A 25,792-nucleotide genomic window follows, 5' to 3' on the forward strand; every position below is an offset into this window, starting at 1 on the left:
GTCCAGATTAAGGAGAAAACGTAAATTTTTTATCCGGTTTATGTCAAAAAAAGAAAGGGCATCCTACAGTAAGATGTCCTTTCTTGAGATTTTTGTCAATTCCCGGGCGCCGGCTGTTGCTGGCTCGGTTCTGCCGTCTGTTGGGTCTGATTGGAGGTCCCTTCAGCAGACCGGCTGCTTTCCCGTTCCCGAATCCGCTGTTCCGCCCGTCTTTGGATTTCCGCCCGCCGCTGCTGAATCAGTTCCAGATTCCGCTTATACTCCGCATTGTGCTTATCAATCAATTTCTGAACGGCCTCGGCTGTTTTCAAAGCATTTTCTTCCTGTGCCAATTTCAAAACGGCCGTCAGCTCCGCAATCAGTTCCTGATGACGGGCCTCGATCGCTGCCAGAGGAGCGGCATCCGCCTGGACTCTCTCCCGAATAGTCGGACGAGGAATAGGCGCATTCGGGTCACTCATACTCACACGAGGTCGAGGCTGAATCGGCTCCCGCAAACGAATCGGACGGGCCGGCCGCTGCCCTTCAGAAGATGACGGCGTCTCCGTTTCCGCCGCTAATGCCCAAATCCCCAATCCAAAAAGCAGGATCGATAGTCCCCAAAACCATCTCTTTTTCATAGGTTAGTCTCCTCAAAGAAACAATCAATTCCTTCCTGGACCGGAATAGAACGAAGTCCTCAGGTATTCCGAAACTTCCGATAGACAAGACCTTCAAAAACCGCCGTAGTTTGGCCTTCTTCATCCGTCACCGTAATCAGATAACTGCCGATTCGGCCCTCCCGATTCCGCTCTTGGGCCTGCGCATAAAGCACCCCTCCGCTGACAGCCTTCAGGTAGGAAATGTTGATATTGACGGCCACCGCAACATGGTCATAGGAGTTGGCGGCGGCGGCAAAAACCGCATCTGCCAGCGTGAAAATCGCCGCGCCGTGAACGATTCCGACGGCATTCATGTGCTCCGGCCGAATCACCAGCCGAGCTCGAGCCGTTCCTTCTCCGGCTTCCAGCAGTTCAACTCCGCACAGGCGGGCAAATGCATCCTTCTGAAAAACCTCCCTGCCTTTTTCCATACGCCCGCCTTTCAACTCTGCGGATATCGTTTACTGCCCGGCTGCCGGGCCCGGCGTCTCCGAATGCACAACCGCCGTTTCTTCCGCCGGCTTCTCTTGCTCGTCTATGCCTTCGAACCGCAGATGCTCCTCATCCTGCACGCTGATGCGGATAACCTTTTTGCCTTTGAATTTCCCGCGCAGCAGGTCTTCCGAAATCGGGTCTTCGATGTAGCGCTCAATCGCCCGACGCAGCGGACGAGCCCCGAACTCCGGATTATACCCCTTGTTAATCAGGAACTCCTTGGCGGCTTCATCCAGCTCCAGACGCAGGCCGTGCTCAATAAGCCGCTTGAAGACCTTGCGGAGCTCATATTCCACAATCGTCTGCAGATTTTCCCGCGTCAGCGGCCTAAAGACAATCACCGCATCCAGCCGGTTCAGGAATTCCGGACGGAAGTGCCGCTCGATTTCCTTATCCAGCAGCTCCTTCATCTTTTCATAGTTCGCCTGCTCCGTCCGCTTGCCGAAGCCGAACCCGGACTGGTTCTTAATCAGCTCAGCGCCGATATTGCTGGTCATAATCAGGATGACGTTCTTGAAATCGACGTGACGTCCGAAGGAGTCCGTCAGACGGCCTTCCTCCATAATCTGCAGAAGCATGTTATACACATCGGAGTGGGCCTTCTCGATTTCATCCAGCAGCAGCACGGCATACGGCCGTCGGCGGATTCGCTCGGTCAGCTGACCGCCCTCTTCATAGCCGACATACCCGGGCGGTGCCCCCACCAGCCGGCTGACGTTGTGCTTTTCCATATACTCGCTCATATCAATCTGAATGAGCGCATCGGCATCGCCGAACATAAACTCGGCCAATGCGCGGGCCAGAAGCGTCTTGCCCACGCCGCTGGGGCCGATGAAGATAAAGCTGCCCATCGGACGGTTCGGGTCCTTCAGACCGCTGCGGCTTCGGCGCACGGCCTTGGCCACAGCACTGATGGCCTCATCCTGAGAGACCACCGTTTTATGCAGCTCCGCTTCCAGTTCGAGCAGCTTTTCGGCTTCTTCCTTCTCCAGACGCGTCAGCGGAACCCCGGTCATTTTGCTGACCACTTCGGCGACGACATCCACATCCACAACGCCGACCTTGTCGTTGTTCTGCTCCTGCCATTGCCGCTGGACTTCCGCTTTCTCATCCAGAATCCGCTGGATATCATCCCGCAAAGCCGCCGCCCGCTCATAATCAGCATTTCGAACGGCTTCATCCTTCTCGGCCTGAAGTTTTTCAATCTTGGCCTCAAATTCCGCCAAATCCGGCGGCGGCGTCATATTCTTCAGACGTACACGAGCCCCCGCCTCGTCAATCACGTCAATGGCCTTATCCGGCAGACAGCGCCCGGAAATATACCGGCTGGACAGCTCTACTGCCTGATAGAGGGCCTCATCTGTAAACCGGACGCGGTGATGCTGTTCGTACCGATCCCGCAGACCGCGGAGAATCTGCAGCGTCTCCTCCTTGCTCGGAGGTTCTACAATAATCGTCTGGAAGCGACGCTCCAGTGCCGCATCCTTTTCCACATACTTGCGGTATTCATCAAAAGTCGTCGCACCGATGCACTGCACCTCGCCGCGTGCCAGAGCGGGTTTTAGAACGTTGGAAGCATCGATGGCCCCTTCCGCCCCGCCGGCCCCTACCAGCGTATGAAGCTCATCAATGAACAGAATGACGTTGCCGGCCCGGCGCACTTCATTAATTACGGCCTTGATGCGCTCCTCAAACTGGCCGCGGTATTTTGTGCCGGCCACCATCATCGCCAGGTCCAGAACAACCAGACGCTTATCCCGCAGAATCTCCGGCACTTCGTGCGAAACAATCCGCTGTGCCAGCCCTTCTACAATCGCCGTCTTTCCGACGCCGGCTTCCCCCAGCAGGACCGGATTGTTTTTCGTACGACGACAGAGAATCTGCACCAGGCGTTCGATTTCCGTTTGACGACCGATCACAGGGTCCAGTTCATCTTTGGCCGCCAGCTCCGTCAAATCCCGACCGAAGCTGTCCAGCGCCGGTGTTTTGCTTTTGGCCTTGACCGACTGAGCGGACGAAGGCGGTATCGATGGATTCATTTTCATCCCCATGGCCGGATAGCTGCTGTTATCCTCGACTCCGGCTCCCAGCAGATTCAGCACTTCCTGTCGAACATCTTCCAGTTTCAACCCCAGATTCATCAGGACCTGAGCTGCTATGCCCTCCGTCTCGCGAAGAAGACCCAGGAGGATATGCTCCGTTCCCACGTAATTGTGATTTAATGCGCGGGCTTCTTCTATCGCATACTCGATGACCTTTTTGGCTCTCGGAGTCTGCGGCAGTTTGCCCATCGTGACCATATCGGGACCGCTCTTGACCAGCTTTTCAATCCCAAGCCGCAGCTTCTTGAGGTCCACATCCATGTTTTTCAAAACATTGGCGGCAACCCCGCTGCCTTCCTTGACCAACCCCAAGAGAATATGTTCCGTCCCGATATATTCATGATTAAAACGCTGAGCTTCCTGGTTGGCCAAGGCCATCACCTTTCGGGCTCTGTCCGTAAAACGCTCAAACATATTTATCCCTCTTGTCTATCGTGTATGTCCGGTTATTGAACAAGTTCTATTATGCACATTTTTCAACGAAAGTCAAAATGGCTTATACGCCATTCGGCAGCAACCCCCTTTCTTAGTATATATAATCTCCATTTTGCGGCTTGTTCAATCAACAAAAAAGACAATTTCAAACTTATTATACACCTTTTCTATCGACTTCTATCGACAAAAAACTTTGCCTACTTTCGTGAAAAGAGAAAAAGGGTGGAAAAGCAAAAGAAATGGAAAAGAATGGAAAAGAAAAAGATAGCCGACAGAACTACTCTTGTTTCTCTTCGAGCAGTTTCTTCAGATAGGCATTTTCCCGACGAGTTGCCTCCAGATCAAAAATCAGATACTTGACACTGATGCGGAGGTAATCGAGAGAATCCTGGAGGGCACAAAGACTGTTTTTCAGCTTTTTCTGGTTATCCTTATGCTGATTGGCGATTTCGAGGAGCTTTTGGTGAGTGGAATCCGGCAAGGCACCCAGCTCACGAACCAATTCCTCGAGTTTTTCTTCAAAAAACTCTTGGTCCATCACGTCCTCATCTCCGAAGCCGTTCTGCATGTTTACCATTTTAACATAACATGCTGGCCTTCATAATACCCTTTTTTACAGGACGAATCAAGACACCCGTCTGTAAAACGCCCGGAAACACAAACTTTTTCCAAACAGAAGTCGGTCTATAGCGTTTATAGGTCTTTTCTCATTGAAAGGGGTGCGCCGTCTTGTCCGTTTTGGAATGAATGCCGAACCGATCCTGGATATACCCAATTTGTCTTCGGAGCTGCTCGAGCCCTTTTTCTTTGAGAAACGGCTCGAGGATTTTTCGGTTTGCCTTATCGTAATACTGCAGCAAAGCAAACTGGAGTTTCTTTTCCCGAAGCCCTTTGGGAATATGAATCGGCTTGCCCTGCGGTGAACAGCCGCTGACAAACATCGCCGTGGAAAGGGTCAGCGGAATCGGCACAAAATCCTGAACCTGCCTGGGTTTCCAGTTTCGCCGAATCAGATATTCTGTCAGCCGAACGGCCTCTTCCGGACTGCACCCCGGATGGCCGCTGATAAAATAGGGAACCAGATATTGCTTTTTGCCTGCCTTCCTGGATATCTCCGAAAACTTTTTTTCGAACTGCTCAAATACCTCAAAAGGCGGCTTATTCATCAAAGCCAAGACATCCGAGCAAAAATGCTCCGGAGCCACTTTTAGATGCCCACCCACAAACTGGCGCACGAGCAATTCAAGATATCGATTATCCCTTAAGGCCAAATCGTGTCGAATCCCGGAGCCCACAACCATTCGAATCGGTCGTTTCTGGCTTTTTGCCCAGTCTTGCAGTGCCTCCAGGAGGCGAATCAGCCGCCTGTGGTCTGCCTGTAAGTGTGGGCACACCTCCGGACAAATACAGCTGCTCCGACCGCAGGACCCGCCCTTCCTGCCGCACCGCATCCCGTACATATTCGCGGTCGGCCCTCCGATATCCTGAATCGTGCCCTTAAAGTCCGGATGGGAGGCAATGGCAGCCGCTTCCTGCAAAATTGAATCTTCCGAGCGGCTGGAAATGAGCTTGCCTTGATGAAAATAAATCGAACAAAAACTGCATCCCCCAAAGCATCCTCGATGGGTGGCAATGCTGAATCGAACCGGCTCGAGGGCCGCAATGCCCCCCTGCTTGTCATACTTCGGATGCCAGCAACGGGTAAACGGAAGGGCATAAACGGCATCCATTTCTTCTTCAGAAAGGGGGTAGGCGGGCGGATTGACGGCCACTGTTTCCTGCCCCTGACTTTGAACCACAGGCCGCCCCATCGGATGGGCTTCTTTTTGATAAATCAGATGGGCTTTCATAAAAAGGCCGCTGTCTGCCCGAAGGTCCTCCCAGCCCGGCAGTTCGACCGCTTCCGCCGGCCGCGGGAGCCCCCCTATCAGCCGATAGGCAAGCCCAGGAATGTCTGTTAAGTCCGCCAACGATTGTCCGGCGTCGAGTCGGCGGGCAATCTCAAGAATCTGCCGCTCCGCCATCCCGAAAACCAGCAAATCCGCCTTGGCCTCAATCAAAATCGAGCGTTTCAGCTGGTCTTCCACATAGTCGTAATGAACCAGCCGCCTCAAACTGGCTTCCAGCCCGCCTAAAACAATCGGAATCCCCTTAAAGGCCTCCCGACAGCGGGCCGTATAAGCCGCCAGCGGTTTGTCCGGACGCAAATCGGTCCGTCCGCCCGGGCTGTAGTCGTCTTTCTTCCGCCGATGCCCCATCGAGGCATACATAGCCAAGCGGGAATCAATGCAGCCGGAGGTAATCCCCCAAAACAGCCGCGGCGGTCCAAATTGCCGAAACGGCTCGACCTGGCGCCAGTCCGGCTGGTCCAGGATTGCAACCCGAAATCCATGCTTTTGAAGCCATCGGCCTATCAGAGACACCCCGAAAGCCGGATGGTCCACATAGGCATCTCCTGTAACCAGGATGATGTCCGGGCGTTCCCATCCGAGGGCTCGCATCTCCTGCGGAGAAGCAGGCAAAAAACGATTGTCTTTTTTAGAACCCATTTTCTCGACACTCATTGACGACAAGGCCAGTTTACTATACCATATCTCCCTCGTCGAGTTCGCTCTTTTTTCGGGCCCGTAGCTCAGCGGTAGAGCAGGGGACTCATAATCCCTTGGTCCAAGGTTCGAATCCTTGCGGGCCCATTTTTCGAGAGAAATCAGCGGGAAAAGCAATTTCTGCTTGAAACAAAAACCGCTTCAAGATAGGATATGGCCAGTCCGGCGGCGTACCCAAGCGGCTCAAGGGGACGGTTTGCAAAACCGTTATTCGTCGGTTCGAATCCGACCGCCGCCTTTTTAAAATCTATCTGTAAAAATCTCTCCTTTTAGAGATTTCCTTGCCTGCAGATAGGAGTTTCCCGGCCTTAGCAGATGCTGAAGGTCTTGTTTTTTTGGAATTTGCGTCAAAAAATGCTGGAAAACCGTTCGAATCTTACTACAATTTCTGGGCATGAAATTTGTTCTGATTGATAAAATTACGGCTCTGAAACCGCGGGAATCTCTGTCGGCCGTGAAAAGTGTTTCGTTGGCCGAGGAGTATCTGGCGGACCATTTTCCGATATTCCCGGTCCTGCCCGGCGTTTTGCTGCTGGAAGGTCTGATTGAATCGGCTTCCTGGCTGGTTCGTCAGGCCGAGGACTTTGCGCACAGTATGATTCTGCTCGAATCGGCCCGCAATGTCCGGTACAAGAGTTTTGCGGCACCCGGAATGCAGATTCAATACCGTGTAGAGGCTCATTCCATTGAGCCGAATGCCAGCAGCTTCAGCGGTGAAGGAATCTGCGGGGACGAGTCTATCGTCGAGGCCAAATTCACGCTGCGTCATTTTAATCTCAGCGATGAAAATCCAAAAATGGCCCGTCTGGACGGACAAATCATAGAACAGATGAAACAACGCTGGAAACTGTTATACTCGGAAACATAAAGTCAGCCCCGGGCCGGCGGCTTTGGGCAGCAAAATCAGGGATTGAAATCTACGGAGAAATCGAATTATGGCAATCAGCCGCGAGGAAATCTTCAAGAAAGTTCAGGATGTTTTGGTGGATGCACTCGGTTTGGATGAAGAGGATGTGACCGAAGAGGCCACCCTGATGGGCGATTTGGGGGCGGAAAGCATCGACTTTCTCGACATTGTGTTCCGTCTGGAAAAAACCTTCAACATCAAAGTCCCGCGTGAAGAGCTCTTCCCCGCCGAAAGTGTGCTGAACAATCCGGAATTTGTCAGCGGCGGAAAGCTGACCGCCAAAGGGCTGGCGGAACTGAAGGCCCGGATGCCTCACACCGACCTGAGCGATTTTGCCAAAGACCCCGACGTCAACAAAATCGCCGACCTCTTTACCGTTGGTGCGATTGTCAACTTCTTAGAGGCAAAACTGAACGGCTGATTCCGCAGCTTTGAAGAACCTTTTGGGCGGCGGGCTGTGTGTTGGGTCCGGCCGCCTTTGTTCCCGATAAAAAAATGCGCTGGATTTGGATTGACAAGTTTCTTGAGTTCGAAAGCGGCAAACGAGCTGTGGCACTCAAAAATGTCACGCTCGCCGAAGAGCACCTGCACGACCATTTTCCGGGCTTTCCGGTGATGCCGGAATGTCTGATGATTGAAGCGATGGCTCAGACGGCCGGCATTTTGGTCGGACAGGCCCGCAATTTTCAGGAAAAAGTCATCCTGGCCAAAATCAAAAAGGCGGTCTTTTACCATTATGTCCGGCCCGGTGATACGATTACCCTGCACGCCCAGATTGAAAGCATCTCCCCGGAAGCCGCCAGCACCGAAGGGGAAATTCGCCGCGGACAGGACCTGATTGCACGCATCAGTCTGATGTTCAGCCATATTGACAAAAACCTGTCGGGAAAACGCTTCCCGGAGGAAAATTTCGTCTTCACCGATACCTTCTGTTCCCTGCTCGACGGATTTGTGCAGCAGGATTCTTCGGAGGGCCGCTCCTGATGGCAGGACGCCGCGTGGTCATTACAGCCGTCGGAGCCGTCAGCCCCCTCGGATTAACCAGCCGTCAGATGTGGGAGGGCCTTCTGCAGGGCCGCTGCGGAATCGGGCGGATTCGTGCCTTTGACCCCGTGAAAATGCCCTGTCAGATTGCCGGCGAAGTCCCGGAGTACAACATCCGCGACTATGTCCCCAAAGCCTATCGAAAAGCCGCCAAACTGATGTGCCGCGACATCGAATTGTCGGTGATGGCGGCCGATGAAGCCGTCCGGGCATCGGGGCTGGTTACCAAGGCCATAGACCCGGAGCACCCGACCCTTCCTTCGGAAAGGACCGGCATTGATTTTGCCTCCGGAATCATCAGCTGTGAACTGCCGGAAATTGCTCCTTCTGTGGCGGTTTCAGCGGAAAACGGGCGGTTTGATATGAAAAAATGGGGTCGGGAAGGCATCCCGACGGTCACCCCCCTCTGGCTGCTCAAATACCTGCCGAATATGCTGGCCTGCCACATCGGAATCATTCACGACATTCAGGGGCCCAGCAACACCATCACCTGCGGCGAGGTGAGTTCGCATATTGCCGTCAGCGAAGGGGCGGAAATGATTCAGCGCGGACACGCCGACATTGTCCTGGCCGGCGGCGGGGAAGCCAAAGTCAACCCGCTTCTGATGGTGCGTCAATGTCTGCTGAAACGCTCCACCTTTTCGGGAAATCATAACCCGCAGGCGGCCTGCCGGCCTTTTGACGCCAAAGCCGACGGTTCCGTCTTTGGCGAAGGGGCCGGTGTGCTGATCCTCGAAGACCTCGATTTTGCCCAAAAACGCGGGGCCGCCATTCTGGCTGAATATGCCGGCGGGGCCTCCAGTGCTTCCGACACCGATGATTACATCCACCTGAAGAACGGAGAGGGACTGGAAATCGCCATCCGGCAGGCCCTCGAAGAAGCCCGCGTCCGCCCGGAAGAACTGGATTTGATTATCCCGCACGGAACGGCTATTCCCTCCGATGACCGAATCGAAGCGGCCGTTTTGGAAAAAATTCTCGGCAGTGCCGTCAGCCGCGTGCCTGTCTGGCCCCTGAAAGGGCAGCTGAGCCATGCCGGCTCGGCTGCCGGTGCACTGGATATGGCGGCCGCCGTACTGGCCATCCGGAACCAAACCATCGGGGCTGCTTTTAATCTGGAAACTCCGCTGAACGGCTGCCGGCTGGTTTTCCCGAAGAAAGCCGCCGCACATTCTGTTCACACCGTTCTTTGCTGCGGATACAGTTTTGGAGGGCAGACCGCCGCCGTCGTCCTGAAGCGATACGAGGAGAAAACAGAATGAAGGAACGGGTGGTCATTACCGGAATGGGACTGGTTTGTCCGTTAGGCAACGATGTCGCCTCCACGTGGGAAGGGCTGATGACTGGCCGGAACGGAATGAACTACACCACGCTCTTTGATGCCTCCACGTATCCGACAACCTTTGATGCAGAAGTCAAAAACTTTGACCTGAAGAAGGTTCTAAAACATCCGCAGCGTCATCAGCACTGCAACCGCGGCAGCTCGTTTGCTCTGGGCGCTGCACAGGAAGCCTGCCGGCAGGCCGGCATTGAAACCGAAACAGACACCCCCGCCGACGGAATTGACCGCCGGCGTATGGGCATCTATCTGGGGGCCGGCGAAGGGGCCATGGACAGCGACGCCTTCTTCACCGCCATTGTCAAGGCCTGGAACAGCCAAACCCAGCAGATGGATTGGGCTGTCTGGACGGATACCAGCTTTGCAATGATGTCGGCGGAACATGAGCTGGAGCAGGAAACGAATATGCCCGCCGCTCATTTGGCCGTCCTGACCGGCGCACGCGGAATCATCCGCAGCTGCCTGACGGCCTGTGCCGCCAGTACGCAGGCCGTGGGAGAAGCCGCCATGCTGATTCGGCAGGGCAAAGCGGATATTATGATTGCCGGCGGGGCCCATTCGATGATTCACCCGCTCGGCGTGATGGGTTTTAATCGTCTGACCGCTCTGTCCACTCGAAACGACAGCCCGTGGACTGCGTCCCGTCCCTTCACGGCGAGCCGAGACGGTTTTGTCCTCGGTGAGGGCGCAGCCATTGTAATTCTCGAATCCCTCGCCTCCGCCCAAAAACGCGGGGCGAAAATCCTGGCGGAAGTCATCGGCTTCGGCAGCAGCAGCGACGCTTTTCGAGTCACGGATATGCACGAAGAAGCTCGCGGGGCTGTGCAGGCCATGCAGGCCGCCATGAAGGATGCAGGCATCAGCATTGAAGACATTGACTACATCAGTACGCATGGCACCAGCACCGCTGAAAATGACTCCATCGAAACGATGGCCATTAAGAAGGTCTTCGGGCCGCGTGCCTATCAAATCCCCTGCAGCAGCCCCAAAAGCCAGTTCGGTCATCTCATCGGCGCCACCGGCTGTGCGGAACTGATTACCTGCGTGATGGCCATCCAGACCCAGACCCTGCCGCCCACGATGAATCTTCACGACCCGGACCCGGCTCTGGACCTGGACTATGTGCCCAATCAGCCGCGAAAAGCCAGAGTGGAGACAGTGTTGAAAGAATCGTTCGGCTTCGGCGGGCAGAACAATGTGCTTGTCGTCCGCCGTTTCCGACCGTAAACTGGTTTGGCGGAAGCTTGTTCCCGGAGAAAAACAATGATCGATATCAAACTGATTCGCCAAAACCCGCAGCTGTTTAAGGACGGAGCCAAGGCCAAAAAGTTTGATGTAGATATCGATGAACTGCTGGCCATCGACGCAACCCTTCTGGACGTCAAAAAGAAACTGCAGGAGATTGCCACGGAAAAAAACCGCATCGGCAAGGAAATCCCGCGGCTGGACGGTGAGAAAAAACAGGCCTGCCTGAAAACCCTCAGCGAGCTGAAAACACTCGAAGCCGAATTGGAACAAAAGGTCAAGGAACTTCAGCCCCAGTTCGATGCTTTGATGCTGCAGGTGCCGCAGCCGCCTGCTCCGGAAGTCCCTTACGGCGAGGACGACACGCAAAATGTTGAGATTCGCCGCTGGGGCACCATCCGACAGTTCGACTTTGAACCCAAGGACCACATCCAGCTCGGGCAGATGCTGGACATTATTGATGTCGAACGAGGCGTCAAACTGGCGGGTACTCGCAACTATTTTCTCAAAGGGGACGGAGCACTCCTTCACCATGCTGTTCTTCGTTTTGCCATGGATTTTATGGTGCAGCGGGGCTACAAACCGATGGTCGTTCCGCTGCTGATGCGGGATGAAGCCATGCGGGGCACGGGATACTATCCGGGAGCGGAGGAACAGACCTATCGAATGGAGCGGGATGAGCTGAATCTGGCCGGAACAGCTGAAGTGCCCCTGACGGCGTATTACATGGGCGAGCTGCTTTCGGAAGATATGCTTCCCGTCAAATTTGTCGCCTTAAGCAGCTGTTTTCGCCGAGAAGCCGGAGCCGCCGGCAAGGACACCTACGGGCTCTACCGCATCCACCAGTTCGACAAGGTCGAACAGGTCATTATCGGGGAAAATGACGAAGCCAAGAGCATCGCCTATCATCAGGAAATCCTCGCCAACTCCGAGGCGGTTCTGCAGGCGCTTAACCTGCCCTATAGGGTTGTGAACGTCTGTACCGGCGACCTCGGACGAGGACAGGTTCAGAAGTTCGACATCGAGACATGGATGCCTTCTCGAAACAGTTTCGGCGAGACCCATTCCGCCAGCCGCTTTTATGAATTTCAGGCCCGGCGGATGAATCTTCGCTATCGAACCGCCAAAAAGCAGAATCTGTACTGCCATACGCTCAACAACACGGTTATCGCATCCCCACGCGTGCTGATTCCGATTCTGGAGCTGTACCAGAATGCCGACGGCAGCGTCACAATTCCGGAAGTGCTTCGACCCTATATGGGCAATCGGGAACGGATTGAACCGAAATCATAATCCTGTGTTCTGAAAAGGAAGGAGAAACCGAAGGAGGACAAAAGGGCTGTGAAAAACCATCGGCCTCAGGCCGACCCGATACGCCTTGAAATTGAGGCCCTACAGAACCAGCTGAAAGAAAAACGCCCTTTTGCAGAGCAAATCCTCCAGTCTTGTCCGCTCCTTCCGGCTGCCGGCGGATTTATGACAGGACTGATTCTCCAGAATTATACAAATCCCCCTTTATTCGTATGGTTTTTCGTCCTGATTTTCTCTGCGGCAGTTTCTGCTTTTACCGGGAAAATCCGCCGGCCAATCCACCGTCTCCAAGTCGTGCTTTTGACAGGCAGCACGGCCGCTTTGGCAGCAGGAGGGATTCGCCTGAAACTTTTCCAGACACCCTCTCCGCTGGACATCTGCCGCAGAACAGCATCCGTTCCCTCGCTGGCGACATTGGGAGGTCGGATTCTGTCTGAGCCGCAGATTGAAGACCGCCGGCAATGGGTTTTTGCCAAATACCAGTGGACTTCGCCGTCCACATCATTCCTTCTGGCTGTTGAAGAAACCCTCACTACGGACGGCTGGCAGCGGGCGTGCGGCACCCTTGCTGTTTCTATCAATCAGTCAGTCCGCACACTCTCGGCCGGTCAGCGGATTCGATTTCACTGCACGCTTCAGAAGCCGCCGCCGCCAGATAATCCCGGGATGTTTGATTTTGCAGATTCCATGGCCGCCCGGGGGATTTTCCTGACGGCCGTCATTCCCGGCATCGAAGCCGTCGAAATCCTGCCGTGGGACAGGAAGGGACGCCGGCTTTCCGCCATTCAGCACTTCCGCAGCCGAGTCGCTGAATTTCTTCGCGCCTGGGGTGGGGAATATGAGGAGTTTTCCACTCTGCCCGATGTCCTGCTGCTCGGGAAACGCTCCGGACTTGATACCAAAATTCAGGCGGCCTTTCGCAAAACCGGTCTGGCCCATTTTATCAGTCTGTCGGGAATGCACGTAGGGATTCTGGCCGGTATTTTCTGGCAGGCGGGACGGCTCTTCGGAATCAGCAAACGCTTCCGTGCTGCGCTGTGTATGCTCCTGCTGCTGGCTTATGCCCTGCTGGTGCCGGCGCGGGCTCCGACGCTTCGGGCGGTTGTTTTTGCTCAGTTTTTCCTTTTGTCCGTGCTGCTCGGTCAGCATCCGCGTCCGCTGAACACCCTGTCTTTAACCGCTCTGCTTCTGCTGCTGTTCCGACCGATGGACCTTTTTACCGCGGGCTGGCAGCTCTCCTATGCTTCCGTGGCCGGCATTCTCTTTTTCTATGAACCGATTTTCCTCAATCTGTTTCGGCTGTTTCTGAACGCCCCCTTTTATCCCGTCCTCTCGGAGTCCCTCGTGGGTTCGTTTGTCTGCACGCTGTTTGAATCTATCCTGAAACTTCTGTCTGTCGGCTATGCCGCCTGGCTGGGAGGCGCCGGCATTCTGCTTTATCATTTCGGCTCATTGACGCCTCTTTCGGCCCTTTGGACGGTTCTGCTGTTTCCGCTGGTCTTTCTGATTCTGCTGACCGGCTTTCTGAAGATTCTCCTTCTGCCGCTGCTGCCGACAGCGGCGGCCGTTTGCAGTATCCTGCTGGACAGAGTGAGCGACGCCTTTTGCAGTCTGACCGTAAAAATCGCCCAGGCAAATCTTTTGTCTTTCCAGACAGGGCGCGTCGGGCTCGGACTGATTCTGCTTTTCTATTTGTGGCTTATCCTGACCCGAGGGCTTCCCGCCGGAACCAAAGGGAAATCCGCCCTTCTCTGGACCGGCACAGCCCTGCTCCTGCTGCTGCCTGCTGCGGTTCGCTTCAGCCGGCACCTTTCCACCGATTTGAAACTGACCTGTTTGTCAGTCGGTCATGGTCTGGCCGTCGTCGGACAGCTGCCCGGCGGCAAAACGTTTTTGTTTGATGCCGGTTCCATCACACGCAAAAATCCCGGCGAACGGATTGTCCTGCCCTACCTGCTCTCTGAGGGAATCGAATCGATTGATACCGCCGTCATCAGCCACGGGGATTTGGATCACTACAACGGCCTGCCGGAAATACTCTCCTCTGTGCCGACCCGGGCGGTCTATGTCAATCCCGGACTGCTTGAGCGGGCGGAGCGGTCGCGCGCCGCGGCCCAAATGAAAACCATTCTCCGGCAGGAAGGTCTTCTGCGTTCTTCGTTGGAGCTGCCGTCCTCTTTAGGAGCCGTCCGGCTGCACCGCCTTTGGCCGACTCCCTCTGTCCTTGAAGACCCCTCCATATCTGACAACAACAAATCCGAAGTGCTTCTGCTCGAATATGCCGGACGGAAGGTTTTGCTTTGCGGCGACATTGAGGAATTTGCCCAGCGGCAGCTCGGTCAGCTGGTTCCGGACTTGAAAGTCGATGTTCTGCTTCTGCCGCATCACGGGTCCGGACGAAACAATCTGCCCGGGTGGATTCGTCAGCTTCAGCCGTCCGTACGTCTGGTCAGCTGTGCACCGAACCGCCTGACTTCGGTACAGACACCGGACGACGGGGCCGCTGACTTTTATACCCCGATACACGGGGCTGTCAGTCTAAGAATAAAAGCCGACGGCACTCTGAGCACCGTCGGCTTTCTCAGTCCGTAAAACAGATTGCCGGCTCTACCGCATATGAACGACAATCTCGACTCGGCGGTTCTTGGCCTTGCCTGCCGCCGTGGCATTGGACGCCACCGGTCGGCTTTCGCCGCAGGCCACCGCCCGAATCTGACGCGGCGGAATGCCCTTGTTGACCAGATAACGCAGTACCGTCAAAGCACGGCCGGCCGACAGGTCCCAGTTGTCCTCCCATAGATTTTTCGTCTTGCGAATCGGGTCGGAATCGGTATGACCGACGACATCAATCTGCCGCCCGGCATAACGCTCTCGAATCACCCGATAAATATGGTCCAGTTCTGCACTGGTTGTAGATTTCAGCTTGGCGCTGCCCGGTGCGAAAAGAATGGTATTTTCCAGTGTTACTGTAATCGTTCCGGCCTTTTCATCCACCGTCACTTCACCCACCTGGAAGCCCGTGGCAGAGGCCGGAGTCGCTTTTTTCTGGGCAATCTGCTTCTGCAGCTCTTCAATGGTCATCTGGCTCTGACTGAGCTGCTGGCTTAATTCGGCCTGCTTGGCGGACGTGCTGTCCAGAGAGGCAACACAGTTTTCATAGAGCCCTTTGAGATTCTGGTGCTCGACTTCCAGCGCTTTGTACTTTTTTTCCCAGTTCGTACAGCCGCTCAGAAAAGCAACCGCCGTCGTTATCAAAACCGCTCTCAACAACACTGTTTTCTTTGCCATACTCGACTTTCCTTTCGCTTCCTATGCGACACTCTTATTCCAACCCGTAGAACCGATTCAGGTAAACCAAAATCCAATCGTGGAGAAGTATAACCAGCAAAACAGCACCTGACAAGAAAGGACCATAAGGAATTTGTCGGCTTTTTCTCGACAGCCATTGATAAAAAGCCCACAGCAAGCCGAAAAACGGAGCAACAAAAAAAGCCAGAACGACCCAGCCGGGTCCGATGACAGCACCCGCCGCACCCATTAGGTGAACATCCCCTAAGCCCATCGCTTCCCGTCCGAAAACCAGCGTTCCGATAATGCGGGTAGCCCAAACGATTCCACCGCCGGCCAAATAGCCGGACAACGCTCCCATAAATCCATTGAAAAGCGGAATTTGCAGCAATTTTTCCCACCCTTCCGCCGCCGGAGAAAACCGCAGAAGCCCCCAGGCCGAAAGACCGCCGATAAAAACCGGCGTCAAAAAGACAATCTCCTTAAGAATCTCACGGCGGTCGTCATAATCCGGGTCTTTCCTGTCCAGATTTTGGTCTTGCCGCTGTTCTTCGGCATAACTTGCCGGAATCCATCCTTTCTTCAGGGCCAGCAGAGAACATAACAAACCCGCTGCCGCCCCAAAGGAAATCCCTGCCCAATTTGGAGAAACAGAAGGGAAAAGTCCCGTATGGATCCCCTCCGGATTGACCTGAATAATCCAGCCGGCGGCCGCCGAACTGAGCAGCCCGACTGCTGTAACCACCCAGCAAAGTGAAAGCGGAATCAGCCACAATTCCAAATCAATCGCCGAGGCCGCCAAGAAAGCAGCCGTCAGCACCATCACATTCACATAAAAAAGCCAGCCGCCGGAGAAAAAAAAACGCTCCAGCGGTCCATCCCCCGCCAGCCCTGTTTCCCGATACTCCCAGACAAAAAACCACAAATAAACCCCGGCAAACAAAACGGCGGTCAACAGCTCAATAATCGGATAGCGGATCGAAATCGGTGCCCGGCATCCGCGGCAGCGGCCGCGCAGCAGAAGCCAGGAAAGCACAGGGATATTGTCATAAAAAGCGATTCGCAACCCGCAGGAAGGACATGATGACGGCGGGCTTACAATTGATTTATCCAGCGGAAGCCGGTAAATCACCACATTCAGGAAACTGCCCACACAGGCCCCGAATGCAAAGACAAAAAGAAGCCAAATCCCTTCCGGCGTCATCCGTTATCCTTCCCTGAGGAGGTCTTCTTACCGCCCGCCTTTGGATTTTTTGGTCGGTTTTTCGGCATCCTGACGGCGAACCAGAGCGGCAACCTTCATCGGCAGTCCGAACAGACGGATAAAGCCGGTCGCATCCGTCGGGTTGTATTCATCACCCATCGTGAAACTGGCCAGCTTCGGGTTATACAGACTCTTCGGACTTTTCACACCCGCCAGCGTCGCCTGTCCCTTGAAGAGTTTCAGCCGCACTGTGCCCGTCACTGTTTCCTGCGTGACATTCACAAACGCATCCAGCGCCTCCCGCAGCGGCGAATACCACTGCCCGTAATAGACCAGCTCAGCATACCGCAGGGCCACCTGCTGCTTGTAATGCATCGTTTCCCGCTCGAGCGTGAGCATCTCCAGAGCCCGATGCGCCGTGGACAGAATCGTCCCGCCCGGTGTTTCATAGACTCCGCGGGATTTCATTCCGACCAGCCGGTTTTCCACAAGGTCCGCCTGCCCGATGCCGTGAAGTCCGCCGATTTCATTGAGCATCTCAATCATCCGCACGCCGCCGACCGCCCGGCCGTTCAGTTTTACCGGAATCCCTTTTTCGAAATCAATCTGGACATAATCCGGCCGATTGGGCGTTTTGGATACCGGACGCGTCAGGACAAACAAATGCTCCTGCGGCTCATTCCACGGGTCTTCCAAGTCCGCCCCCTCATGGCTGATATGCCAGAGATTGCGGTCTCGCGAATAAATCTTTTTCTTGCTCTGCTGAATCGGGATGTTGTGCTTTCGGGCATATTCTACCGCCGCTTCCCGGCTGGTAAGCGTAAAATTCGGGTCTTTCCAGGGTGCAATAATCTTCAGTGTCGGGTCCAGCGCCATATAGGTCAGTTCAAACCGCACCTGGTCATTGCCCTTGCCGGTCGCCCCGTGCGCCACCGCCGTTGCACCGGTTTTGTGCGCCACATCGACCTGATGCTTGGCAATCAGCGGCCGGGCGATACTCGTTCCCAAAAGATATCCGTTCTCATAAACCGCACCGGCCTTGAGCATCGGCCACAGAAAATCCTCCACAAACTCCTTCCGCAAATCGCGAACGATGCACTGCACCGCTCCCGTCGCCAGGGCCTTTTTCTGAATCCCCTTCAGCTCATCTCCCTGCCCCAGCTCGGCGGCAAATGCCACAACGTCATAGCCGTAAGTTTCCTTCAGCCACGGCAGAATTACACTCGTATCCAGCCCCCCGCTGTATGCCAGTACAACCTTTTCCGCTTTTTTCTGAGCCATTCTCGTTTCCTTTTCCTGACAATTCCTTCCTCTTGTTTGAAAAGAAATATTGTACTGCTGGACATCCGCCGGAACAAGTCATTTTTCCGCATCGGAATCCGGCGGAACCGAATCCAGCCCCAGACAGGCCGCTTCTTCCGACGGAATCGGACGCTTCAGGTTCTCATAGGTCTCGCGAACTTCTTTTTGCAGTCGGGCCAAATCAATTGCCTCAACACGACCATCCGCATACAGTACATTTACGCGGCTTTGACCAAATTGAGGATTTTCATAGGCGAGGACATTTCCGGGCGGACAAGAACGATTCTGGCCGGCAATATAAACATAATCCGGCCCCGAGAAGGAATCCGGCTTTGGATAGGGATTCTGGAGCACTTTCGGATTGAGATCCGCCTCCCGAACAAGCGTCTGAAGGTCCGGCGGATACGGCCCGTTGTGCTTGGTTGCATAAACCTGAAGTGCCAGCCAGATGTTTCTTAGGTTTGTCCCGGACACCACCCGTTGAGCGGTCTGCCGACTCTTGTTTACAGCCGGCATTAAAATTGCTGTTCCTGCTGCAACCCCTGCAACAGAGGCCGCTCCGACATCCAGCCCCGGACCGATATAGCGGCTTTGCAGCCCGCGCGAATCCTGAACCATATACCCAACCGAAGGCGGAAACTGACTGATATACGGTTCCAGATTGGGCAGCATCATCGGCAGCAGGAATCCTTCCTGAGCGGCCGCCATGGCCAGCATCGGCCAGACCTGCTGAAGCTGCATCAGCCCCTGGCGAACCTGAAGCGCTGTATCCGCATACGACAGAAAGACTGCTGAAGCAGGATAGACACTCCGGACGGAGGAAAACTTCTCACGGCGGCAAAGTCCGCCCGCCGCCGAGGAATCCTGCAGACGAAGCAGCGTCTCTTTGGCCAGAACCGGATGGGTCGCCACAATCAGTTTGGAATTGCAAATCGCCCAAGAGGGCATCACCTGAGCCAATGCAAGCATCGGATGAACCCAAACGCAAACACTCCCCCCTTCCGGCAAAGTCTGAGTCTGTATCTGGAACTGGTCCGGGGCTTCTTTCTGAACAAAAGCGCCGAGCTGATTCAAAACTTTCTCCATCGTATCGGCCGACTTGATATCCGCCATGAAAACGGTTCCCCCTTGAGGCACCTGAGAAACGGTATAAGCCGGCATTAGATACCCCAGCACCGGACCGGTCAAGTTGTCCAAAAGGTCCCGGCGTATGGAAAAACCGGTCTGTTCTTCCGCCCCACTCAGCGATTCGCAGAACTCCTGATAATCCTCCTCAGAGAGCACACTTTTGAGGAAATTGTGCATCCCGTCATACAGCCCTGCCCAGGAAAGAGAAAAGGCAAACGCCTCAAAGGCCCGCTCATCCGCCGCACACAAAACATCCGTTTTGACCGTCCCCAGATTCGACAGAAGCCCGCCGGAGCCGCCGTCTATCATCAGTCGTGATTCACTGCCGAAATTCTTCCCTTCGAAACCGGCGCACATCACGAACCGCCGCACTCTGTCCAGACCGGTCTGAGAAAGAATTTTCGCAAAGGTTTCCGCGTCTTCTCCGCTTCTCTCTGTCTGAAGACGGGCTCGGACTTTCGAAAAGAACAGGGCAAAATCACCATAGAGCACCAAGGCCTCTGTCCGTTCTGAAAAGCCCGACAAAGGATTCCGGTCAGACAAAGTCTGCCCCTTGCCGAATGTTTTGAGCAGCCGTCCCTGCGGGTCATTGAACGCCGCTGCCAAAACGGTATCCAGCCACGTCCAGTAAAAGAACTTCTCATAGGACTCCGCAATCGTCCAGACCCCGGTTCCTTCCAGCGGAACGGCAAAAGGGGTAAAGTGCAGTTCGCGGAATGCCTCCGTCAGAGCAGCTTCAAATTTCGCCTTATCCGCTCCGGCCTGCAAAACAAAAAACACGGAGACCTCCGCCGGGTCCTCTGAGCCGCTGCAGACACCGATGGCAAGCGGTTTTCGCAGACTCAGCTGGACCAGATTCAGCAGGCAATCCGTGCGACGGATGGCGTTCGGATCCTCCGAAGCGGCCCGATTCCTGATTGCATGAAGAATCGCCTGATAAAAGGCCTGAACCTGCGGATCCTTCCAGATTTGCCCCAGATAACTTTGCTCAAAGGCCGGTGTCAGCGACTCGGTTCCGCTCCAGGCCGCCGCAAAAAGCGTGTCGGCAGGCAGCTTGCCCATCCACTCCGCCGCCGCTCCGGCGGAAACCTCCCTGACGGACAAGGAAAAAACAACGACAGACAGCAAGACCGTCCCAAAACACTCCTTCGCCCTCATAATATCCTCCTGACTCACCTTGTTTTTTTAAAACTGTTCTCCAACGCTGCGGCTATCTTACCCTCCCGGCGGGATGGAGGCAATCCAAAACAATCTGCCGAATCCGTTCAGAATCCGGCTCCACGCCCGTCAGGTGCCGATACTGCACAACGGCCTGTCGGATAAACATTTCCGCCCCGTTGACCACCCGTGCGCCGGCGGCCTTGGCCTCCCGCAGAAACCGGGTTTCCAGCGGCACATACACCGTATCAAACGCCACTGTATCCGGTCCGAACACCTCCGCCGGCACCGGCGTGGAATCTGTGTTGGGGGCCATTCCCAAACTGGTGCAGTTGACGAAAATTCTGGCCCGGCTGTTGCGAATCTCCTCCAGCGGCGCCGCCCGACAGCCGAACTCCTCCGCCAAGGCGTGGGCCTTTTCCAGCGTTCGGTTATACACCGTCACCCGGCATCCGGCATCCATCAGCCCGACAATGACCGCCCGGGCCGCTCCGCCGGCTCCGATAACGGCCGCTTCCTGATTCCGCAGCTGTCTTTTTTCAATTCCGAGCGTTTCCATCAGGGCGTCCAAGGCCCCTGCACAATCTGTGTTATAAGCACTCAACAGACCGTTATGGCCGATTTTGACCGTGTTGGCCGCTCCTATCCGCTCCGCCAGCGGCTCCAGATATCCCCCTTCCCGATGCACAAACTCCATCGCCGCGCTCTTATGCGGCAGTGTGACCCCAACCCCACGAAAATCCAGCCAGGGACGCTGAAGTATTGACTGAAGAAAAAGACTGAATTCCGCCTGTCCCCCTCCCACCTCCAGCGGCAGATGCAGGGCGTTGCGGCCCTGGGCTTCAAAACAGCCGTTATACACCGCCGGGCTCAGCGAATGCCCAATCGGATTTCCGATGATTCCATACAGTTCAGTTTGCTGATTGAGGGCATCCCACCGATACAGCGTCTTCATTTTGCGAACTGGAATCTGTCCGGGTGCCGCCGACGTTCCCTCCTCCGGGCAGGCAAAGGTCAGAAAGCCGCCGAGTTTCTTCGCCAAAATCCGCGTAATCATCCCCGCCTGGCCCATAGCAAAAACAACCAAATCCTCCTTCTCCTGATACAGCAGGTCCATCGCCTCAAAGCAATCGTTGATATGGCGGGCCGTATAAACCAATTTCACAACTGCTTCCGGACACAGGGTGCGCATGGCTTCATAACGAGCCGTTAAATCCTCAAAAGGACCGTGAAAATCGTGAGCGGAAAGAATCAGACGGCACGCCCGGAAACGGCGCAAAGCCGCCGTGAGCATCTCCTGAACACCGGGCTGAAGATACTGAGCAAATTCCCAATCAATAAAATCCGCTCCCGCCTCCATCGCCGCTGTCAGCACCTTCAGACGGTTCTCCGTCGGCCAGTCCGCCGAACCGCCTTCTGAAATATGCCGGCATGTCGCAATTACGGGCAGCCCTTTTTGCTTTACAAAACGCACCAAATCGGCGGCTGCCGCCTCGGTCTGATTTTTCAAAAAGTCCAGACGCAGTTCAATCGCTTCCGCCCCCTGACAGACCGACCGGTCAATCTGCTCCCGGGCTTCTGCTGCATTGTTTGCCGAAATAGAAACCGCCAGTATTGTCATACACAATGACAATAACCGGCGGTTGTGCAAAATTCAAGACAAAACAGAGCCGATAAGCCCCCGCCTGTTTGTTTACTGCTGCGGCGGATATTTTACCGTGCAGCCGTATGCCTTGGTTTCTTTTACAGGCGGTTCTTTTCCGGCCAGCAGAGCATCCAGGGCCTGCTCTACATAATTGACGTACTTTTCATTGTCGGGGACCTTGCCCAAAGGAGCATTGTCAATCGCCCCCTGATAGGCAATATGCCCTTTCAAATCGATGATGTACATATGCGGCGTATGCGTTGCCTTATACAGTCGCCCTACATGACCGGTCGGATCCGCCAGAATCGGATGCTTCAGCTGGTGCTCTTTGGCCCAGGCCTTGTGGTCTTCCGGCTTGGCATAATGCGTGCTGTTGATTGTCAGCCACACTACCTTTTTCTCCGGTTCGCCTTCTTTGGCGTTTACATATTTGTCAATCAGCTTGGCGAATGTCTTATTCTGGTAATGCGGCTTGACAAACGGACAGTCCCAGTTGGCCCATTCGAGCACGACAATCTTTTTGCCCACAAAATCTGACAGCTTAACATCTTTGCCGTCCAAATCTTTCAAAACAAAATCGGGAGCGGCACCCGGGCACTTTTCTGACCCGCACTGATGGCCTTCCGCTGCTTTCTGAGGATCATCCCCAGCCCAAACCCCCTGAACGGCCCAGAACGCCAGAGCAGCGGCGGCCGCTGTCGCCAAAATGTTCTTATAGGTCACCATGATATGCTCCTTTCCAAAATTTCCTCTTTGACAAAAAAACTGTACTTCATTACGGTAATCAAAAAAATATACGTCGAAAACGGATGGAAAGATTAGTTTTCTTAGATTTACCCCTGAAATTTCCTATGAAACCGATGAAAAAGAAACAATGCAGCGTCCTTGTGTTCAGCCTGATTTTTATCTCCATATTTCCCATATTAACATCCGGCTGTCAACCCTGGCCGGACCGTTACGCCCCGCAAATTGTCACACCGGTTACGATAACCCCCTATTCCATCGGTACTTCCGTTGAAGGGAGGCCTATCGAATGCTATCAGTTCGGCAGTACAGGCCCGACAATTCTCGTGCTCGGGGCTATTCATGGTAATGAACCCGCCAGCCGGGTCCTGGCCGATGCACTCAAAGATTATTTAATCCGAAACCGGTATTTGTACGCCCGCCAAAGAATTCTTCTGATTCCGGTCGCCAATCCGGACGGTTTGGCCGCAGGGACACGCGATAACGCCCGCCAAATCGATTTGAACCGAAATTTCCCCGCCGACAACCGGCTGAACAACGAACGCTTCGGCCAGCAGCCTCTTTCCGAACCCGAATCGCAGGCCCTCTACAACCTGATTGAAACGGAAAAACCCGTTCGAATCCTCAGCATTCATCAGCCCTACGGCTGCATCGATTATGACGGTCCCGGAAAATATTTGGCTCAACGAATGGCCCTTTGGTGTCCGCTGCCTGTGCAGCGCATCGGGGCATTGCCCGGCTCTCTCGGTTCCTGGGCCGGAGAAAGTAAGGGAATCCCCACCATCACCTTTGAAATGAAGGCTGAAGACACCCTCCTGACCCAACAGCAGCTTTGGGACAAATACGGAAGGGCCGTGGTGGATTTCCTGATTGCCCCCTGATAAAACTTAATCGAAATCCGCGGGAATCGACGGGTCCCGATACATCCGGAAAAACTGTTTGATTTCGTGAGGCAGCGTGCGGCCTTTCGACAGCGGAGGAATTTCATCCTCGCCAAAAAAAGCCACTTCCGTCGTCTCATGACTGGTTTTGGGCTCGCCGCCGACAATCTCACACAAAAAAAAGATTTTGTAGATGTTAAACGGATACGGCGGCGTGTGCCCCTGACGGTCCCGGTCATAGACCGCTAACAGCCGGACAACCCGGGCCTCAAAACCCGACTCCTCCCGGATTTCCCGCACGCAGTTTTCGCTGGCTGTCAGCCCCACATCACACCAGCCGCCCGGCAGCGTCCATCCCCCATCGGCCGACTCACGGACCAGTAAAATCTTGTTGTCGCGAAAGCAAACCCCTCGGCAATCCACCTTCGGGGTCGGATAGCCCGTATCTTCCTGAAGCTGATAGAGTATCTTTTCCGGCTCCAGCCCGGTATAGCCCGCCAGAATCTCCGCACAAATCTGCTCAATCTCTTCGTGACGCGCCCGCTCGTACTCGTTTTGAGCAAACGCCCGACCGGCCTGAGCAATCGCCTTCAGCCGTCTGACAATATCAAACCAATCCAGAGCCATTGTCTCTCCATTTCTTAACCAAAACGCAAGCGAGATTAAAATAACCTTCGTCCAAAGTCAATCCCCCATAACGGCAAAAGAGCAGGGAAAATCTCCATTTTGTCCAGTCGGACCTGCTCTTTTATAAACCCTTCTTCTCAACGGGCTTTCTGTTGCTTCGTTTCGCCGGCGGTGCTATATTTGGAAAACCGTTTGAAACCCTGTCGGCAAAATCGATTCGAAAAGCAAAAAATGATACACAATTTCTCCTTCAGACAAACACGGAACCACCTTCTTTCGTCTGCATTGGCCCTGCTGCTTTTCGCAGGGGTCTGGACAGGCAGTCTGTTTTCGTCTGCCGCTTTTTGCGCTGCTCAGCCCATCCCAAAATCTTCAAAAGTCAGTACAGAACACCTTTCGAGCATCCGCTATGACTTTTACCTGCTTGAGCAGCCCCGGCCTGTGCGTATCCACGTCTTGACGATTGACCTTTCGGAAGGCAAAGTTGAACCGATTGCCGTGATTGCCCCCCAAGCCGACGAGCAGTCCTGCAGCGCCGTTCGAACCGACCCCCGCCTCCTGGCAGCGCACCCCTCTCTGCAGGCCTTTGTCAATGCCAATCCCTGGAGTCCGTGGGGGCCGACCTATCCAATCAATGTCCGCATTCTCGGATTGGCCGCCACAGAGGGAAAAATCCGCTGTTTTCATCAGGGTGTCTCCGTCTGGACCGATCGGAGCAGACGCGTCTTCATCGGAGAACCGAACAATATCCAGGACATCCGGGAAGGAGTGGGCGGCTTCGAACAGATTCTCAAGGCATCGGAAGTCCTCCCCGGCCCCGGAGGCGCCCTCCACCCCCGTACTGCTGTCGGTGTGAATCGGGACGGCACTCATTTGTATCTGGCAGCGGCCGACGGCAGACAGCCCGGATTCAGCGAAGGAATGACCCTCGAGGAACTGGCACGGTTTATGAAACAACTCGGCTGCTGGGACGCCGCAAACATGGACGGCGGAGGCAGCACCATCCTGGGCATCATCAATCCTCAGGGACAGATCCAAATCCTCAACAATCCATCCGGTCCCGTGCGGGCCCTGCCGGTGATTCTGACGATTCGCCTCAAACCCCAATCAAACCCTTAACTTATTAATAATTAACCACTTAAAGAATTTTCGTCCTTCGGTCTCTCCCGTCCTGTCCCAAAAAATTTTTGGGGCAGTTCCTATAAAATGACCGTTCGCAGATAAACAGCCCGCTCGGACGGCCCAAAACGGCCGGAAACGAGGCGGAAGAAGTCTGCGAAACGGCTTTTTTGCTATAATACGATTGATGGCTTCGGGCCAAGAATGCAAAAAAGATTAGCCCGCTGCAAGCCAAACCGCTGGCTTCGGGGAAACAACAAGGACTGTTTTGGGGGTGAACGATGTTCGAAACTAATTTTGAAAAGAAGTTCCAGGAATTGCTCAACGAGGTCGACCTGCCGCAGCCGCAAAAGGACAAACTGTTCCTGCTGGCTCGCCGAAACCGGGAGAATCATCAGAAACTTCAGGCCCAGTTCAGCAATCTTCAGCAGTCGCTGGACTACCTGCGGCTGGGGATTAAGTACCTGATATTTGATCTGGAGGCGACGCGGCGGGAAAATCAGGCGCTTCGGGAAAAACTCAATCAGGAAATGCAATAACGGTTTTCAGACGGGTTTGGTACAGTCCTCAC

22 protein-coding genes and 2 tRNA genes are annotated in these 25,792 nt (G+C 54.6%); 12 read left to right on the top strand and 12 right to left on the bottom strand.

The window, feature by feature from the left end; translation table 11 throughout:
* Nucleotides 1–95: 95 nt before the first annotated feature.
* From WHS88_01240 to WHS88_01260, 5 genes are all read right to left on the bottom strand, one after another.
* Nucleotides 96–620 (bottom strand): hypothetical protein, encoded by a 525-nt coding sequence (locus tag WHS88_01240; GenBank protein ID MEJ5258795.1) that lies wholly within the window; start codon nucleotides 618–620, stop codon nucleotides 96–98.
* 59 nt (nucleotides 621–679) lie between these two features.
* The gene (locus WHS88_01245) at nucleotides 680–1,072 is read right to left on the bottom strand and encodes a hotdog fold thioesterase (protein ID MEJ5258796.1); all 393 of its coding nucleotides are present in this window, start codon (nucleotides 1,070–1,072) and stop codon (nucleotides 680–682) included.
* A 30-nt stretch (nucleotides 1,073–1,102) separates the two neighbouring features.
* The gene (locus WHS88_01250; GenBank protein ID MEJ5258797.1) at nucleotides 1,103–3,652 is read right to left on the bottom strand and encodes an ATP-dependent Clp protease ATP-binding subunit; all 2,550 of its coding nucleotides are present in this window, start codon (nucleotides 3,650–3,652) and stop codon (nucleotides 1,103–1,105) included.
* A 298-nt stretch (nucleotides 3,653–3,950) separates the two neighbouring features.
* Entirely contained in the window at nucleotides 3,951–4,211 is a 261-nt protein-coding gene (locus WHS88_01255; protein MEJ5258798.1) for a hypothetical protein, read from the bottom strand.
* A gap of 169 nt (nucleotides 4,212–4,380) precedes the next feature.
* Nucleotides 4,381–6,222 carry a YgiQ family radical SAM protein gene (locus tag WHS88_01260; GenBank protein MEJ5258799.1) on the bottom strand — a complete coding sequence of 614 codons (1,842 nt, stop codon included), beginning with the start codon at nucleotides 6,220–6,222 and terminating at the stop codon, nucleotides 4,381–4,383.
* Between the two features lie 72 nt (nucleotides 6,223–6,294).
* On the opposite strand from WHS88_01260, the gene WHS88_01265 reads away from it, so the two are divergent.
* The 9 genes from WHS88_01265 to WHS88_01305 all read left to right on the top strand — a co-directional run bounded on the left by WHS88_01265 (nucleotide 6,295) and on the right by WHS88_01305 (nucleotide 14,717).
* Nucleotides 6,295–6,366 (top strand) — tRNA-Ile (locus WHS88_01265).
* Between the two features lie 77 nt (nucleotides 6,367–6,443).
* Nucleotides 6,444–6,517 (top strand) — tRNA-Cys (locus WHS88_01270).
* A gap of 156 nt (nucleotides 6,518–6,673) precedes the next feature.
* Nucleotides 6,674–7,147 (top strand): hypothetical protein, encoded by a 474-nt coding sequence (locus WHS88_01275; GenBank protein ID MEJ5258800.1) that lies wholly within the window; start codon nucleotides 6,674–6,676, stop codon nucleotides 7,145–7,147.
* A gap of 67 nt (nucleotides 7,148–7,214) precedes the next feature.
* Nucleotides 7,215–7,607 (top strand): acyl carrier protein, encoded by a 393-nt coding sequence (locus WHS88_01280; GenBank protein MEJ5258801.1) that lies wholly within the window; start codon nucleotides 7,215–7,217, stop codon nucleotides 7,605–7,607.
* 74 nt (nucleotides 7,608–7,681) lie between these two features.
* On the top strand, nucleotides 7,682–8,170 hold the full coding sequence (locus WHS88_01285) for a 3-hydroxyacyl-ACP dehydratase FabZ family protein (protein ID MEJ5258802.1): 489 nt from the start codon (nucleotides 7,682–7,684) through the stop codon (nucleotides 8,168–8,170).
* Nucleotides 8,170–9,492: a beta-ketoacyl-[acyl-carrier-protein] synthase family protein gene (locus WHS88_01290; protein MEJ5258803.1), complete on the top strand. Its 1,323-nt coding sequence runs from the start codon at nucleotides 8,170–8,172 to the stop codon at nucleotides 9,490–9,492. Before WHS88_01285 ends, WHS88_01290 begins: the two co-directional genes overlap by 1 nt.
* On the top strand, nucleotides 9,489–10,796 hold the full coding sequence (locus WHS88_01295) for a beta-ketoacyl-[acyl-carrier-protein] synthase family protein (protein MEJ5258804.1): 1,308 nt from the start codon (nucleotides 9,489–9,491) through the stop codon (nucleotides 10,794–10,796). Before WHS88_01290 ends, WHS88_01295 begins: the two co-directional genes overlap by 4 nt.
* Before the next feature lie 36 nt (nucleotides 10,797–10,832).
* Nucleotides 10,833–12,107, top strand: coding sequence for a serine--tRNA ligase (gene serS / locus WHS88_01300; GenBank protein ID MEJ5258805.1), 1,275 nt, complete (start codon nucleotides 10,833–10,835; stop codon nucleotides 12,105–12,107).
* A gap of 48 nt (nucleotides 12,108–12,155) precedes the next feature.
* Nucleotides 12,156–14,717, top strand: a complete 2,562-nt coding sequence (locus tag WHS88_01305; protein MEJ5258806.1) for a ComEC/Rec2 family competence protein — start codon at nucleotides 12,156–12,158, stop codon at nucleotides 14,715–14,717.
* 15 nt (nucleotides 14,718–14,732) lie between these two features.
* On the opposite strand, the gene WHS88_01310 is transcribed toward WHS88_01305, so the two are convergent.
* From WHS88_01310 to WHS88_01335, 6 genes are all read right to left on the bottom strand, one after another.
* A complete protein-coding gene (locus tag WHS88_01310) occupies nucleotides 14,733–15,413 on the bottom strand; it encodes an OmpA family protein (GenBank protein ID MEJ5258807.1) in 681 nt (226 codons plus the stop codon).
* A gap of 34 nt (nucleotides 15,414–15,447) precedes the next feature.
* Nucleotides 15,448–16,617, bottom strand: coding sequence for a prepilin peptidase (locus WHS88_01315; GenBank protein MEJ5258808.1), 1,170 nt, complete (start codon nucleotides 16,615–16,617; stop codon nucleotides 15,448–15,450).
* A 27-nt stretch (nucleotides 16,618–16,644) separates the two neighbouring features.
* Nucleotides 16,645–17,898: an argininosuccinate synthase gene (locus WHS88_01320; GenBank protein MEJ5258809.1), complete on the bottom strand. Its 1,254-nt coding sequence runs from the start codon at nucleotides 17,896–17,898 to the stop codon at nucleotides 16,645–16,647.
* Between the two features lie 78 nt (nucleotides 17,899–17,976).
* Entirely contained in the window at nucleotides 17,977–20,205 is a 2,229-nt protein-coding gene (locus tag WHS88_01325; protein ID MEJ5258810.1) for a hypothetical protein, read from the bottom strand.
* A 52-nt stretch (nucleotides 20,206–20,257) separates the two neighbouring features.
* Entirely contained in the window at nucleotides 20,258–21,826 is a 1,569-nt protein-coding gene (gene aroE / locus WHS88_01330) for a shikimate dehydrogenase (GenBank protein MEJ5258811.1), read from the bottom strand.
* Nucleotides 21,827–21,898: 72 nt separating this feature from the next.
* A complete protein-coding gene (locus WHS88_01335; GenBank protein ID MEJ5258812.1) occupies nucleotides 21,899–22,576 on the bottom strand; it encodes a redoxin domain-containing protein in 678 nt (225 codons plus the stop codon).
* 125 nt (nucleotides 22,577–22,701) lie between these two features.
* Here WHS88_01335 and WHS88_01340 point away from each other — a divergent pair, with 125 nt between their 5' ends.
* Nucleotides 22,702–23,475 carry a M14 family zinc carboxypeptidase gene (locus WHS88_01340; protein ID MEJ5258813.1) on the top strand — a complete coding sequence of 258 codons (774 nt, stop codon included), beginning with the start codon at nucleotides 22,702–22,704 and terminating at the stop codon, nucleotides 23,473–23,475.
* Nucleotides 23,476–23,481: 6 nt separating this feature from the next.
* Here the strand turns inward: WHS88_01340 and WHS88_01345 are convergent, their stop codons facing one another.
* Nucleotides 23,482–24,102 carry an NUDIX hydrolase gene (locus WHS88_01345; GenBank protein ID MEJ5258814.1) on the bottom strand — a complete coding sequence of 207 codons (621 nt, stop codon included), beginning with the start codon at nucleotides 24,100–24,102 and terminating at the stop codon, nucleotides 23,482–23,484.
* Between the two features lie 231 nt (nucleotides 24,103–24,333).
* Here WHS88_01345 and WHS88_01350 point away from each other — a divergent pair, with 231 nt between their 5' ends.
* Together WHS88_01350 and WHS88_01355 are read left to right on the top strand one after the other, a co-directional pair.
* Nucleotides 24,334–25,221: a phosphodiester glycosidase family protein gene (locus WHS88_01350; protein MEJ5258815.1), complete on the top strand. Its 888-nt coding sequence runs from the start codon at nucleotides 24,334–24,336 to the stop codon at nucleotides 25,219–25,221.
* Nucleotides 25,222–25,502: 281 nt separating this feature from the next.
* A complete protein-coding gene (locus tag WHS88_01355) occupies nucleotides 25,503–25,760 on the top strand; it encodes a hypothetical protein (GenBank protein ID MEJ5258816.1) in 258 nt (85 codons plus the stop codon).
* Nucleotides 25,761–25,792: the final 32 nt, after the last annotated feature.

The organism is Anaerohalosphaeraceae bacterium (assembly GCA_037479115.1).
Taxonomy (GTDB): Bacteria; Planctomycetota; Phycisphaerae; order Sedimentisphaerales; family Anaerohalosphaeraceae; genus JAHDQI01.